The sequence below is a fragment of the Arthrobacter sp. PvP023 genome, assembly GCF_017832975.1.
Lineage (GTDB): Bacteria > Actinomycetota > Actinomycetes > Actinomycetales > Micrococcaceae > Arthrobacter.
This window is the reverse complement of the sequence record NZ_JAFIBI010000001.1, coordinates 1,936,507-1,950,785: the sequence shown is the minus strand read 5'-3', so window position 1 is coordinate 1,950,785 and position 14,279 is coordinate 1,936,507. Positions and strand designations below refer to the sequence as shown.

13 protein-coding genes are annotated in these 14,279 nt (G+C 65.2%); 7 read left to right on the top strand and 6 right to left on the bottom strand.

Going from position 1 to position 14,279, the window contains the following annotated elements; genetic code table 11:
• Window positions 1–18 precede the first annotated feature (18 nt).
• Window positions 19–960 carry a YegS/Rv2252/BmrU family lipid kinase gene (locus tag JOE31_RS08980; protein WP_209748279.1) on the bottom strand — a complete coding sequence of 314 codons (942 nt, stop codon included), beginning with the start codon at window positions 958–960 and terminating at the stop codon, window positions 19–21.
• Window positions 961–1,074: 114 nt separating this feature from the next.
• Between JOE31_RS08980 and JOE31_RS08975 the strand changes: the two genes are divergently transcribed.
• The 5 genes from JOE31_RS08975 to JOE31_RS08955 all read left to right on the top strand — a co-directional run bounded on the left by JOE31_RS08975 (window position 1,075) and on the right by JOE31_RS08955 (window position 5,163).
• Window positions 1,075–2,022 (top strand): J domain-containing protein, encoded by a 948-nt coding sequence (locus JOE31_RS08975; RefSeq protein WP_209743450.1) that lies wholly within the window; start codon window positions 1,075–1,077, stop codon window positions 2,020–2,022.
• A gap of 25 nt (window positions 2,023–2,047) precedes the next feature.
• On the top strand, window positions 2,048–2,515 hold the full coding sequence (locus tag JOE31_RS08970; RefSeq protein WP_209743448.1) for a tRNA (cytidine(34)-2'-O)-methyltransferase: 468 nt from the start codon (window positions 2,048–2,050) through the stop codon (window positions 2,513–2,515).
• A 257-nt stretch (window positions 2,516–2,772) separates the two neighbouring features.
• Window positions 2,773–3,378: a sigma-70 family RNA polymerase sigma factor gene (locus JOE31_RS08965; RefSeq protein WP_209743446.1), complete on the top strand. Its 606-nt coding sequence runs from the start codon at window positions 2,773–2,775 to the stop codon at window positions 3,376–3,378.
• Between the two features lies 1 nt (window position 3,379).
• Window positions 3,380–4,264, top strand: coding sequence for an anti-sigma factor domain-containing protein (locus JOE31_RS08960; RefSeq protein WP_209743444.1), 885 nt, complete (start codon window positions 3,380–3,382; stop codon window positions 4,262–4,264).
• Window positions 4,265–4,401: 137 nt separating this feature from the next.
• Complete coding sequence (locus tag JOE31_RS08955) at window positions 4,402–5,163, top strand: MerR family transcriptional regulator (protein ID WP_209743442.1); 762 nt, start codon at window positions 4,402–4,404, stop codon at window positions 5,161–5,163.
• Between the two features lie 18 nt (window positions 5,164–5,181).
• Here the strand turns inward: JOE31_RS08955 and JOE31_RS08950 are convergent, their stop codons facing one another.
• The 4 genes from JOE31_RS08950 to JOE31_RS08935 all read right to left on the bottom strand — a co-directional run bounded on the left by JOE31_RS08950 (window position 5,182) and on the right by JOE31_RS08935 (window position 9,645).
• Window positions 5,182–5,958, bottom strand: coding sequence for a PIG-L deacetylase family protein (locus JOE31_RS08950; RefSeq protein ID WP_209743440.1), 777 nt, complete (start codon window positions 5,956–5,958; stop codon window positions 5,182–5,184).
• Between the two features lie 4 nt (window positions 5,959–5,962).
• Window positions 5,963–6,916, bottom strand: a complete 954-nt coding sequence (locus JOE31_RS08945; RefSeq protein WP_209743438.1) for an electron transfer flavoprotein subunit alpha/FixB family protein — start codon at window positions 6,914–6,916, stop codon at window positions 5,963–5,965.
• Window positions 6,917–6,929: 13 nt separating this feature from the next.
• Window positions 6,930–7,730: an electron transfer flavoprotein subunit beta/FixA family protein gene (locus tag JOE31_RS08940; RefSeq protein WP_209743436.1), complete on the bottom strand. Its 801-nt coding sequence runs from the start codon at window positions 7,728–7,730 to the stop codon at window positions 6,930–6,932.
• A gap of 277 nt (window positions 7,731–8,007) precedes the next feature.
• Window positions 8,008–9,645 (bottom strand): S1C family serine protease, encoded by a 1,638-nt coding sequence (locus tag JOE31_RS08935; RefSeq protein WP_209743434.1) that lies wholly within the window; start codon window positions 9,643–9,645, stop codon window positions 8,008–8,010.
• Between the two features lie 298 nt (window positions 9,646–9,943).
• On the opposite strand from JOE31_RS08935, the gene JOE31_RS08930 reads away from it, so the two are divergent.
• Window positions 9,944–11,986: a TPM domain-containing protein gene (locus JOE31_RS08930; RefSeq protein WP_209743432.1), complete on the top strand. Its 2,043-nt coding sequence runs from the start codon at window positions 9,944–9,946 to the stop codon at window positions 11,984–11,986.
• Between the two features lie 111 nt (window positions 11,987–12,097).
• The gene (locus tag JOE31_RS08925) at window positions 12,098–12,889 is read left to right on the top strand and encodes a PspA/IM30 family protein (protein ID WP_209743430.1); all 792 of its coding nucleotides are present in this window, start codon (window positions 12,098–12,100) and stop codon (window positions 12,887–12,889) included.
• A 90-nt stretch (window positions 12,890–12,979) separates the two neighbouring features.
• On the opposite strand, the gene JOE31_RS08920 is transcribed toward JOE31_RS08925, so the two are convergent.
• Window positions 12,980–14,224: a hypothetical protein gene (locus tag JOE31_RS08920; RefSeq protein WP_209743427.1), complete on the bottom strand. Its 1,245-nt coding sequence runs from the start codon at window positions 14,222–14,224 to the stop codon at window positions 12,980–12,982.
• Window positions 14,225–14,279 lie beyond the last annotated feature (55 nt).

The window sequence follows — 14,279 nt, the reverse complement described above, 5'->3', positions numbered from 1 at the left end:
CCGGTCCTCCGCAAGAGTTTAGACGGTCCGGCCGGCATGTCGTCGCGGCGCGGCCAGCACCCTGATGGCAGCGGGCACCACCTCCACGGTCAGCGGCAGCGGGCCCACCCTCTCGCCGTCGGCATACGCAACGACGCCTCCCGCCGAAAGCTCAACCCGTCGCACCTGCCGGATGTGCACTGCCTGGTGCCCGGTATGGCGGCCGGAAAAGACCTTCGGGAAGACGGCAAGGAACCGCAGGCGGGATAGTGGTTCGACGATGAACAGATCCAGGAGTCCGTCGTCCAGCACGGCGTCAGGAGTAACTTTCATGCCGCCCCCGATGGACTGACCGTTCGCCACCGAGATGAGCATGGCTCCCTGCCGCCAGGTTTCCCCGTCAGCCGTTACCGTGTAGTCGATGGCCTTGAAGGTGGCAAGTTCGCGGAGCATGGCCAGGTTGTACCTGCTCCTGCCGCGGGGCCAGCGCCAGGAGTTGGCACGTTCGTTAACGGCGGCATCGAACCCGGCGGAGACAACGCCGGCAAACCAGCGGCTTGTGCCGTTGCCGGTAACGCGCCCGGCATCGATGAGGCGGCCGCCCGCCTCCATTGCGGACCACATACGGTCACAGGCAGCAGCTGTGTCATTCAAGGGAAGACCCAAGGCCCGGGCCATGTCGTTCCCTGTGCCGCTGGGAACGATACCCAGCGGCACCGTGCCGTAGGGGGCACCGGACTCGGCGAGCGCATTGATGCCCAGGTGGACCATGCCGTCACCGCCCACAACAACCAGCGCATCGCAGCCTGAAGCCAGCACCTTGCCCACCGCAGCTGCCAGCCGTTCATAGCTGGCCTTCCGCAGCACGATCACGCGGGCCCCGGCGGCGCGAAAGTAGTCCACCACCGTGTCGCCGGTGCGCTGTGCGCCGCCGAAGGAAGCCCGGGGGTTAATGGCAACGGCGATGATCGTGCGCTGAATTATGCCAGCAGCGGGAACCCTGGCTGTGGGCGCGGACGTTGAGCCTATGCACGGTTAAACTGGGCGGACCGGACTGCCTGAGTGGACTGGAACCTACAAGAAAAGGATCAGTGTTTGACCCAGGGCAGCAGCTCCCATTACCAGGTCCTTCGTCTTCCTGTGACGGCGACGGACAAAGAGATCAAAGTGGCTTACCGCAAGGCTGCCCGGCGGGCACATCCCGACCATGGCGGGGATGCCGCCGTCTTCCGGCAGGTGACGCTGGCTTATGAGACGCTGATAGATCCGAAGCGGCGCGCCGCCTACGACCGCTCGTACGCGCACGGGACCCCCGGCGCGACAGCCACGGAGGGCGCCCATTTCGATGCGCCGCCAGCCGGAAGCCGCGCATCGGCAACCGTCCACCGGCCCAACACGCCGCGCAACACAGCAGGCGATCCGCCGGTGTACGTCCCGCCGTTCGAGCATCCGGAGTCCGGCAACGTGCCGCTGATTCCGGAGGAGCTTGCGGCCCGGCAGATCCACGGCATGCCGCGTAAACGGGGTATCTTCGGAGCGGAAGCCCGGATCCAGCGGGAGATGCGGACCGTCCAGCTGATCAGCAAGCAGATCCTCCCGGCCATTCCCGCGGCAAGGTTGATCAACGGGCTGCAGTCGCCCGCGGACAACAGCCACATCGACCATGCGCTGCTGTCCGGCTACCGGCTGGCCTTGGTCGGATCCATGCTGCTTCCCAAGGGTGCCTACGCCTGGAACGGAAGCACGCTCACGCACGGCGGCCGGGCCATTGCGCCGCCGCAGCTGGCGCACATCGTGCGGCGCATGCAGGACATCTTCCCGGAGCTCAACGTGACGGGGTGGACTGTCATCCACAGTCCCGACGGCAACCTCCATGAACCGGTGATCGACCACCACCGGCGCTCGCACCGCGGGCATGAAACCTTCCAGGTGGTCAACGGGGCCGGACTGGTCCGCGGGCTCAAGGAGTTCCTGGGCTCCGGGCCTGCCCCCAACACGGTCAATGTCCCCGTCCTCGCCAGGCTGCTCCGGGGAATGCACTAAGGCCCGAAGTGGCTAGGATGGGACGGTGTTCCGCATTCTCTTCCACACTCCTGAAATTCCCGGCAATACGGGCAACGCCATCCGGCTGGCTGCCATCACAGGCGCCGAACTGCACCTGGTGGAGCCTCTGGGCTTTGATTTTTCCGACGCCAAGCTTCGCCGCGCCGGCCTGGACTACCATGACCTCGCCGTCGTGACGGTGCACAAAAGCATCGAGGCCGCCTGGGAGGCTTTGCAGCCTGAGCGCGTCTACGCGTTCACGTCCGACGGCGAAACCTCCTATTCGGACATCAGTTACCTCGCCGGCGATGTCCTCCTCTTCGGACCGGAATCTGTGGGACTTCCGGAGGAACTCAAGCACGATCCGCATGTGACGGCCCGGGTGCGGCTTCCGATGCTGCCGTCCCTGCGGTCCCTGAATCTTGCCAACGCGGCTTCGATCGCGGTCTTTGAGGCCTGGCGCCAAAACGGCTTCGCCGGCGCCAAGCTCTAGCGCGGCAGCGCCCGGAGGCTTCCGCTCCCCCGCGCCGGCAGCCCGCCAATTTGCAGAAATCGCCGCCCATCCATCGGTGCATGCACTCCGAATTACCTGTAGAGGCCAACCCGGCCCAACCACAGGATTGCGAGGAGCGGCAGGTGACTACATTGCAGGTCCGCCGGTACCAGGCCCGGCGCCCGGAGACCCACCGCGACGTTCCCAGCGCCCCTGCTGACAAAAGATCGGCCGGGATCGACTTATGCTTGGGAGTGATGGAAACTCCCAACGCCCCAAACCCAGAGGCCACTGCTTCCCCTGGCACTTCGGCCGACGTGAACCGCCGGCTTGGCGACCTGCTGGCTCGAATCGCCGACGGGGACCAAGAGGCCTTCGCGGAGTTCTACGAATTGACGTCGCGGCGTGTGTTCGGCATGGCCCGCCGCGTCCTGATCGACCCCGAGCTCAGTGAGGACACCACCCAGGAAGTGTTCCTCCAGGTCTGGCAGAACGCGGCAAAGTTCAATCCGGAGGCAGGCAGCCCGCTGGCCTGGCTGATGACTATTTCGCACCGCCGGGCGGTGGACAAGGTGAGGTCCTCCCAGTCGTCAACCGACAGGGAGGCCAAGTACGGGGCCAGCAGCCAGGAGATTGACCATGACTCCGTCTCGGACGAGGTCGGAAGCAGGCTGGAAGCCGAGGCCGTGGTCAGGTGTCTGGATACCCTCACCGAGACCCAGCAGCAGTCCGTCCGGCTGGCCTACTACGGCGGGCTGACGTACCGCGAAGTCGCGGAGAAACTGAACGCCGCCGTGCCCACCATCAAGTCCCGCATCCGCGATGGACTGATCCGTTTGAAGACCTGTCTGGGGGTGAGTTGAGATGACCGACATGAACCAACCTAACAGCAGCCGTTCCTCCGGAATGTTTGCCCATGACATCGCCGCGGACCTGGCCGCCGGCCGCGCGGTGGAACTGGCGGAATTGTATGCCCTGGACGCCGTGGACCCCGCCGAACGTTCTGCCATTGAGGACTACATCTCGGCCGCGCCGGCGCCGGAACGGGAGGCGTTCGATGAGCGTGTGCGGCAGGGACGCGAAACGCTGGCCGTTACCTTTACTGCCGAGGAGGAACCGCCCGCCGGGCTGTTCGACCGCATCCTGGCACAGCTGCCCGCGCAGTCCCGGAGCCAGCTTCCGGCACAGCCCGGCACCATGCCCACAGCTGCTCCCCCGTTCCACGGACATGCGCAGGAACCGGGCCGGGCTCCCGTCGCCGATGAACTCGGTGCGGCCCGCGTGCGCCGCGAAGAGCGTCGCCGGGCACCGGGGCTCCGCAACTGGCTGGTGGGCGTGGCAGCGGCCGCTGTCATCGCCCTGGGCGGAGTGGGAGTGGGCGCATACGTGGCCAACCAGAACGATCCGCTCAACCAGGTGCTCCAGGCCCAGGATGTCCGGGAGGCAACTGTCGATGTCAGTGGCGGAGGCACGGCCACCGTGGCCATTTCGACCTCCAAGGACGCAGTCGTGGTCAAGATGAATGGCGTCCCGGCTCCTCCTGCCGGCAAGGTGTACCAGATGTGGCTGATCCCCAAGGACGGTTCCGCTCCGGTTTCGCAAGGGCTCATGGACGCGGAGGCACTGTCCAAACCGGCCGTCGTGAAGGGCATTCATTCGGCGGCGGCACTGGGCATCACGGTTGAACCGGTCGGCGGTTCGGCGTCGCCCACTCTGCCGACGGTTGCCGCGGCTCCGCTCGGAGCCTAGCGGGACCCTGTTTTCCAAACCGGCCTGCCGGTGCCGCCACACTGGCGTGCACCGGCAGGCCGCGGGCTTTAAGCACTACCCCGATTCACCGCTACGAGTGTTGACTTTGACGCAACGTCAACTTTTACGATGGAAGCATGAAGCAGAAGGAGCCCCGCGGCTGGTCCATCGCCGAGGTTGCGCGGCTGAGCAACGTCTCGTCCCGCACCCTCCGGCACTATCACCAGCTGGGTATCCTGGATCCCGCTTACACCGGGCAGAACGGCTACCGATATTACGCCCAGGAGCAGCTGCTCCGGCTGCAGCGGATCCTCCTGCTTCGCGAACTTGGCCTCGGCCTCGAAGCCATCGCAGAGGTCCTCGCCGGACAAACCAGCCAGCTGGACGCACTTGCAGTGCACCGTGAGTGGCTGCTGGCTGAACGCGACCGCCTCAGCCGGATGGCCGCCACCGTAGATGCCACCATGACCGCGCTAAGACAAGGAGACACCATGTCCGCCGAGGAAATCTTCAAAGATTTCGACAACAACCCGTACGAGGAAGAGGCCCGGCAGCGCTGGGGCGACCAGGCCGTTGAAGACAGCAAAACACGTCACGCCGCGATGAGCGACGTCGCAAAAAAGGCGTTCATGCAGGAAGCACAGGACATCAACGAGGAGCTGGCGCGCTGCTTCGATGCCGGCCTGAAGGCGGCAGCGCCGGAAGTCCAGGCCGTCGTCGACCGGCACTACAAGTGGGTTTGCGCCAGCTGGACCCCGGACGCCGAAGGCTACGTCGGCCTGGGCCGCATGTACGTCGAGGACCCCCTGTTTACTGCCTTCTACGACAAGCGCCGCGCAGGCCTGGCTCCCTACCTTTTCGAGGGGATCAAGACCTACGCGGCAGCACGGCTCAGCTAGTCCTGCGCGGGCGCAGCGCTAGAAGCCCGCAATAGTCCCCGGGCCGTTAACGGAGACCACGTGGAAGGCCTCGGCGCTGTGCCCGGAGGGCATTCCCGCCCGTTCGCCGGTAGCCAGCATGAGCCCCCGGACCGTCCGGTCCATCGCTTCGAGGTCCGGGTGCTGGCTGGCGTGAACGTGGATGGCCTCGAGTTTGTTGTCCACGTGGGCAGTGACGTCCACGAAGTGGTTTTCCCGCTCCTCCGGCCCGGCAAACAACCACAGCCAAGGTAACTTGTAGGCCGCCAGGCCCGCTTCGGCAAGGTCGGGGTAGGCGAAAGGGTTTTCCAGGGCGGGATAAACCGCCCGGGTGACGGCTTCGCCCACGGCCAGGTGATCCGGGTGGCTCTTCTGGATGCGGTTCCAGTTGCGTTCAGGATGCATGGAAAGAACGACGTCGGGCCGGATCTCACGGATCAGCTTCACCACTCCCCTCATCACCTCGTGCGTGGGCTCCAGATAGCCGTCCCGTTCGTGCAGGTAGTGGATGTCCGTCACGCCGACCAGTGCGGCGGCGCGGCGCTGCTCTTCGGCCCTCATGGCCACTATTTCCTCGCGCTGCGCGGGGTCGAAGCCGCCGGCATCGCCGTCGGTCATGATGCAGTAGCTGACCTCAACCCCCGCCCCGGTCCAGGCTGCGATGGTTCCGGCGGCACCAAAGTCGACGTCGTCCGGGTGGGCGGTAAAACAAAGGACCCGCTCAACCCGGTGGTGTTCCGGATTGAACGGGCTTTGCGCCGTAGCGTTGGTGCTCAAATCATCAGCCCTTGCGCTTCTTGATCTCTTCAGTCGCCTGCGGAAGGACCTGGAAGAGGTCCCCGATGATCCCGAAGTCGGCAATTTCGAAGACGGGCGACTCGGCATCCTTGTTGACAGCAACGATGACCTTGGCGGTCTGCATGCCGGCCTTCTGCTGGATCGCGCCGGAGATGCCCGCCGAAATGTACAGCTGAGGGGAAACGGTCTTGCCCGTCTGGCCCACCTGCGCATCGTGGCCGATCCAGCCGGCGTCCGTAGCGGCGCGGGACGCACCCACGGCAGCGCCAAGGGCGTCGGCAAGCTCCTCCACCGGGCCGAAGTCGCCATCCACGCCGCGACCGCCTGCCACCACGATCCGGGCTTCGGTGAGGTCCGGGCGGCCGCTGGCGGGCTTGTCCTTGCGTCCAGTGATGCGGGCAGCGCCGGCCGTGGCAGAGCCCGGAACGTCAACGGTGAGGACTTCCGGGCTCGCTGCCGCAGCGGCGGGTTCCGGCGTGACACTGTTCGGCTTGACAGTCAGCACGGAAACGGCCGTGGTGGCCTTGGCCGTGGTGGTATAGGAGCCTGCCAAGACGGACTTGTGGGCAGTGCCGTCCGCTTCGACGCCCACGACGTCCGTAATGACACCCGCGCCGAGCTTGATGCCCAGCCGGGCTGCGATCTCCTTGCCGTCGAACGAGTTCTCCAGGAGCACAGTGGTGGCGCCTGAAGCCGCAACGGCACCGGCAAGGTAGGCGGCCTTGGGACCAATCAGGTAGGCGTCCAGGTCCTCGGACGACGGGCGGAAGACGGCCGTGGCACCTTGGGCGCCCAAGGCGGCTACGACGTCGTCGTTCAGCGCGCCGTTCACGGCGACGGCCGTCTCACCCAGCGAGCGGGCGATTGTCAGCAGTTCCAGGCTGCTCTTCTTGAGGGCCTGGCCGGGGTTGTCAATGAATACAAGTACTTTTGCCATGTCGGGGATCCTCTTAGAGCAGCTTCTGGGCGGCCAGGAAGTCCACCAGCTTGATGCCGGCGTCGCCTTCGTCGGTGATGATGGTGCCGGCGGTGCGCGGCGGACGTGCAGCCGCCGTCTTCACTTCGGTCCAGGAACCGGCCTTGCCCACCTGTGCGGGGTCCACACCGATCTCCGCCAGCGTGAGCGTGGTGATCGTCTTGCGCTTGGCCGCGATGATTCCCTTGAAGTTGGGGAACCGGGGCTCGTTGATCTGGTCGGTCACGGACACGACGGCGGGCAGTGTTGCCTCGACGGTGTCGTAGTGGGTGTCGCTGTCGCGGCGGGCGATGACGCGGCCGCCGTCAACTTCGAGTTCGGAGGCAAACGTGACCTGCGGGAGGTCAAGCCGCTCTGCAAGCTGCGCGGGCACCAGGGAGGTTTCGCCGTCGGTGGATGCCATGCCGGTCAGGACCAGGTCCACCGGGCTGTCGGCCCCGAGGTGCCGGACGGCTGCAGCCAGCGCCAGGGAGGTTGCAGCGGCATCGGATCCGGCCAGGGCGTCGTCACGGAGGTGTACGCCCTCGGTGGCGCCGATCTGGAGTGATTTCTTGATGGCGTTAACGGCGCCCGCCGGACCCATGCTGAGGGCGATGACCTGGTTGCCGGCTTTGGCTCCGCCGCGGGCCTCGGTCAGTTGCAGTGCAGCTTCCAGGGCGTATTCGTCCAGCTCGGACAGGATGCTATCGGCGCGGTCGGTGGTGTTGTCCTCGTCGCTGAGGTGACGGTCCAATTGCGCGTCTGGTACATGTTTGACCAGAACGATGATCTTCAATGTCTCTTCCACTTTCTGTACAGCAGCCTTCCATGCTTGTGGATAGCCAGCCGGGTGAGGTTATGGCCGCGGATCTCCCCCGGGGTGCGGGTAGATCCAAGCTAACCATATAGCGGGGCACCCGCGCCGTCCCGTTAACGCCTGTGTCAGGCCGCCCTCAGGACCGCGGGTTAACACCGTGGAGGCGGGACCACCGTACCGGTGTCCCCGCCTCCACGGTCGGGTTACTGCGTGCCCGGGGCGTGTCCTGCCCTTTGCCCGGCACGTAGTGCGGACATTACTGCTCCGCTGCCGCGCCAAGCGTCACGTCAACCTGCTGTTCCTGGCCCCCGCGCTGGATAGTGACCTTCACAGACGCGCCCGCAGGCTGTTCCCTGACCGCTGCTGTCAGCTGGTTGGGATCGCTGATGGTGAGGTCGTTGAACTTCGTGACGACGTCGCCCACCTTAAGCCCGGCCTTGGCAGCAGCGGAACCGGACTCCACCGTGGCCACTTCGGCGCCCACCGAGAAGGAAGAGCTTGACGACGTCGATGACTTCGCCTTGACACTGACTCCGAACTGGCCGTGCGTCGCCTTGCCGTTATCGATGATCTCCTGGGCCACGCGTTTGGCGTGGTTGATGGGAACGCTGAAGCCCACGCCGATGTTGCCGCTCGTGCTGGAGCTTGAGTCACCACCCGCCGAGGCGATGGCCACGTTCACGCCGATGACTTCACCCTTGCTGTTGACGAGGGCGCCGCCGGAGTTGCCGGGGTTGATGGCGGCATCGGTCTGGATAACGTTGATCGAGATGGAGCCCTGGTTCGAGGCGTTCTGGCTCTGGCCGCCGTCCGGCGGCGCAAACTGGAAGCCGCCCTCGCCATTGCTTTGCGAATCGTCCGCTCCGTCCTTCGGCGCGGCAGAAGAAGCCACGCTGATGGTCCGGTTCAGGGTGGAGACGATGCCGTCGGTGACGGTGCCCGTCAGGCCCAGGGGTGAGCCGATGGCGATGGCGGTGTCCCCCACATTCAGCTTGCCGGAGTCACCAAGGGTTGCCGGAGTCAGCCCGGACGCGTTGTCCACCTTGATGACAGCCAGGTCGCTCAGGGGATCCGTGCCCACGATCTTCGCGGTGAGGACCCTGCCATTACTCGTGCGGACTTCGATGGTGGCGTTGGCCGTTTTGCCGTCCAAGGTCACCACGTGGGTGTTCGTCAGGATATGGCCCTCGTCGTCGAGGATAATGCCCGAGCCGGTGCCGCCGTCGCTTCCGCTCGTCGCCTTGATGGTCACAACGCTCGGCGACGCTTTCAGGGAGGCAGCAGTGATGACGTTGACGTCGTCCTTGTTGTTCACGATCACGGTGCCGGGCTGGCTGCCGGTACCGCTGACGGCAGACGTGGAACCGTTGTTCAGGAAGGCGTCACTGGCCGCCACCACGCCGCCGCCCACGAGGCCGGCGGCAAGGATGCTGGCCACCAGGGTTCCCACCCCGAAGGCAGCTTTCCGCTTCGGGGCACTCGCGGGGTCCGAGGCATAAATGCTGCCCTGGTGGTGCTGGTTGGCCTGGTAGGGGCCACTGGCCTGGGGGGCTCCGGCACCTGAGTACGTGCCGCTTCCTGTGTGGGCGCCATGCTGGGTGGAGGCACCGGCCTGCTGACCGTAGAACGGCTGGTGCTGCGGATAGACGGGCTGCGGAGCACCGTCCGCGCCGGGGTGCAGCTGTCCATTGTCGGACCGCGCCTGATCCAGCCGGACGGTCGGGTTGTCATGGTCTGAGTCTCCGGCCGGCTTCTCCGCTGACTGCGGCTGCGCCCGGTGCGCCGCATCCAGCGGCTGGGTGTCCGCATGAGGAGGCTGCGCCGGCCAGCCATCCCGGGGCTTTTCCGGACCCCTGTTCTCAGGCGATCCACCCTGTGCTGGGTTCTCAGTCATTAGACTTCCTTTCGTCCTTGTCTGCCTTTAACTATGGACCCTCAGACTGAAGCTAAAGCGGACGTTGGCTGGGAGGTTCCTGAACGCCGTCGGAATCCATTTTTCGCGGTGCGAACCATGCGTGCAGCGCTTTTCGCTGGTGGCATATTCCCCGTTGTGGACGGGCAATTTGGTGCACCATAGAATCAAATGGAATTGCCACAGCGACCTGCGGCTTTACACATGCGTGGGGGCGCTGCTGCATTCTGTGACGACTGGCTCGGCCCGAATCAGTCGCAGAAGTGCTGAAGGGTTGCACATGCGGTCTAAGTTCAAACGTCTCCTCGCCGTGATCGGCCTTGCCGGGTTGCTGGCGGTCCCCGCCACCTCAGCCTGGGCCGAGCCACCGGTGACCATCCCGTCCGGCCAAAACATCGTGGACAACGCCAATGTGCTCGGAAGCCGCAAGGCCGAAGTCCAGGAAGCAATCCAGAAGCTCCTTAAGGACCACAAGTACAACCTGTACGTGGTCACCGTGAAAAAGTTCGAAAGCCCCACGGATCCCAAGGCATGGGCCCAAGAAGTGGCTAAGAACAAGGGCATGGGTAAGGCCGACGTAATACTGGCTATGTCGGACGAGGGTAAGTACTACTTCGCCCCGAATTCAACGAGTTCCATAGCCTCCAAAACGAGCAACATCACCCAGAACGCCATCGTGGCCAACCTTGCCGGTGGCAAGAAGGACTACGCCCAGGCCGCCATAGACACCGCCTCGGCAGTCGGCGACGCCGCCGGTGGCGGCAGCGGAACCGTCTCGTCCGGTGATGGTGCCGGAGCGGCAGTACTGGTCGGCACCGGCGTCGTTGTGGCTGGTGGCGCCGGTGCTTACCTCTACTTCCGGAACCGCCGAAAGAAGGCTGCAGCGTCGAGCGCCAGCTATGGCCCGCAGGGTGCGGAACTGGACCCCTTGGCTTCACTCAGCGTGGACGAACTGCGCCGGAAGAGCGGTTCGCTGCTGATTGAGGCCGACAACGCCATCAACTCGAGCGAGCAGGAACTCGGCTTCGCCCAGGCGCAGTACGGAGACGCCGCCGTCGGGAACTTCACCAAGGCGCTGCAGGAAGCCAAGGGCCACATGTCCGAGTCGTTCAAGCTGCAGCAGCAGCTTGACGACCACATTCCGGACACCGAAGAGCAGCAGCGCAGCTGGCTCGGCGAAATCATCCGCCGTTCGGAGGCGGCACTGGCCTCCCTCCAGGAACAAAAGGCCGACTTCGACTCCCTGCGTGAGTTGGAGAAGAACGCGCCGCAGGCCCTTGCCGCAGTGAACGCCGGTGCCGCGGATGCTGACGCCCGGATCGCCAGTGCGGAGCAAACGCTGACTGAACTGCGGGCCAAGTATGCAGACAGCGCCCTTGTCCAGGTCTCGGACAACATCGGCCAGGCCAAGGAGCGGCTCGCCTTCGTGCAAAATGCCAGTTCAACAGCCCGGGACAAGCTGGCCGCCGGCGAGGGCAGCCTGGCCGCTGTGGCCGTCCGCGCCGCCGAAGAAAGCCTGCACCAGACAAAAGTACTGCTCGAAGCCATCACCAAGGTCTCGGGAAGCCTGGACGAGGCACGCAACAGGCTTGAGGCCGCCGTGGTTGACACGTCCCAGGACCTCGCCCAGGCCAGGGCGATGATCCAGTCGGGAGCCCACCCGGAACTTGCCGGTCCGGTAGCCGGAGTGGAAGCTGCCCTGGCACAGGTCAAGGCGGAGATCCAGGGTGGAAAGATCGATCCGATTGCCACGCTGGAACGGGTGGAAGCGGCCCATCAGTCACTGGATCAGTCCCTGACCGGCATCCGCGACCAGCAGGAGCAGGCCCGCCGTGCGCAGGCCTCGCTGCAGCAGACCATCATGTCGGCCCAGGCCCAGATCAGTGCCACCTCGGACTACATCACCGCACGCCGCGGCGGTGTAGGAACCGAGGCACGGACGCGCCTTGCCGAGGCCCAGCGGAATCTGGACTATGCCCTGTCCATATCCCGCAATGATCCCGTCACCGCCCTGACCTATGCCCAGCAGGCCCACGCACTGGCAGCCCAGGCTGCGCAGCTCGCCCAGGGGGATGTGGACAGCTTCGGCTACGCAAACCAGGGCTACGGCCGCGGCGGCATGTTCGGCGGCGGCGGTGGCGGCGGCCTCGGCGGCGCCATCCTGGGCGGCATCCTCATCAACTCCATCCTCAACGGAGGCAGCGGCGGCGGCTGGGGCGGCGGCCACAGCGACGGCGGCGGCTGGGGTGGCGGCGATTTCGGCGGCGGAGGCGGGGACTTCGGCGGCGGCGATTTCGGTGGCGGAGACTCCGGCAGCTTCTAGCCGATCCACAGACTAGGCGGCGGCCGGTTCCGCCGGCCGCCGGGTAGAAACGGTACATCAACTGTTCACTGAATTCAGTGGCGACCACTGAGCAGGATGAAAGGCAACACCATGGTTAAGCAGTCCATTTTCGGCCGTATGGCGCAGCTGGCAAAGGCGAACATCAACTCCTTGCTGGACCAGGCTGAAGATCCGCAGAAGATGCTGGACCAGATGGTCCGGGACTACACGAACAACATTGCCGAAGCTGAATCTGCCGTTGCGCAGACCATCGGAAACCTGCGGATGCTCCAGGACGACTACAACGAGGACGTCAAGAACGCCCAGGACTGGGGCAACAAGGCCCTGGCAGCGTCCCGCAAGGCCGACGAGTACCGGAACAGCGGCGACACCGTAGACGCCCAGAAGTTCGACAACTTGGCCAAGGTCGCCATCCAGCGCCAGATGTCGGCCGAGAACGAGGCCAAGGCTGCCGAGCCCAGCATCGCTTCGCAGACCGAAGTTGTGGAGAAGCTCAAGACCGGCCTGGACCAGATGAAGGGCAAGCTCAACGAGCTGACCAGCAAGCGCAATGAGCTGGTGGCCCGCTCCAAGACCGCCGCCGCGCAGTCCCAGGTTCACGACGCACTCAAGAGCATCGACTTCATGGACCCCACCAGCGAGGTGGGCCGCTTCGAAGAGAAGATCCGCCGCGAAGAAGCCAAGGTCCGCGGTCAGCAGGAACTGGCCGCTTCCAGCCTTGACGCACAGTTCAACCAGCTCGAAGACCTCGGCGAACAGACCGAGATCGAAGCCCGGCTCGCGGCTTTGAAGTCCGGCGGCGCGAAGCCTGCCATCGGATCGTCGGCCAATTCCACGGCTGCCGGCTCCACTGTTGAAGAAGCTGATTTCGACAAGCTCTAGGCACCGCCTCCGGTGTTTGGCCGGACATCAGAGAGGCCGGGGTCCCATCAAGGGGCCCCGGCCTCTCTGCGTTGCTCAGTGCGGGCAGTGCTAGCGCACAGTGACAGCAGGTTCTCCTGCCGTGGTCAGCCCGGCTCCGGACGCCACGCAGCTCCCGGAACGGACATCGCCGTCGTTATAGACCTGGCGCAGGCAGTTGCGCAGGGCCAGCTGGCCCCAGTAGTTGGGATGCAGCGATTCCTGGATGTAGTAGTCGCTGAACACGGTACTGGCGGTCCGGACCTCGTTGATCCATTCGCTGACGTCCGCGGCGCCGGCGCTCCGCCAGTCAGTCAGCGCTGTGTTGTTCAGTTTCTTCGTTGTGTCCGCACACAGTTCGTGGCCGGTAAACAGCGCGGCCACGTTCAGCGTGTGAACGCCGTCCAGGCCCGAAGCAGCGATGCCGGCCGAAATGGTGGAGTTGATGGCGGGGACGGCAGTACCCGAAGCCCAATCCAGGTCCGCGTTCCAGAATCCGCAGCCGTAGGTGCTCTGCCTGCTGAACCCTGCTTCGGAGTAGGCGATGTTGGAACTCCGTGGCAGGGGCGAGACGTAGTTTTGCACCACCAGACTGTATTCACCGGGCGCGTAGCCGGCGCCGGCCATGGCCTTGGCCACGTTCGCGAGCGAGGCGCCGATCCGGGATGCCACTGCGGCCCGGTTGGTGGCCGAAAAGTTCGTAGCTACCGTGGTGGAGTCCTTGCAGTAACTCGGAGCCCAGGACGGGCTGGTCATGAACTTCGAGACACACGTGGCGATGATGCCTGCAAAACCAAGATCGTTTCCGCCCACGGAGACCACCACCATCGTGACCCGGTGGGCCGATGCGAAGTTCTGCAGGGCAAGGGCCTGACCCATATTGCCTGCAGCATCCTTGTAGAAATCCAGTCCCGGCTTGAATTCGCCGGAGGAGTTCCAGGACGTGGCCGTCTTGGCACCGGAACACGCCAGATTCGCTGACTGTGCCTGCCCGATTCTGATCTCCGCCGAGGAGGAGCGGTGGCAGCCGGCCGTGCTCTCGGATTGACCGGCATCAAGATAGGCCGCGTCACCCAGCGCATCAGTCTGGCCGGGATCGCTCGAGTTGCCGGCCCAGCGGCCCGCTTCCCCCGAAATGTAGGAATCCCCTACGCTGACCACCCACTCACCACCGCCGACGGGCGCGGCGTGGGCCGGAGGGGCAATGACAGCGGACACAGTGGCAGCGGATGCGATTGCCGCAACGAGCGCCCTGGTGGCCCAGCGCCATCGGCGAGCTGTCCCGGGCCGCGTGGCCGGGGAAAGGAGTAGCTTCATTGGTCATCCTTTTTTCTGCGCGCGGCAACGTTGCGGCGAACAGGTGGCCGGCATC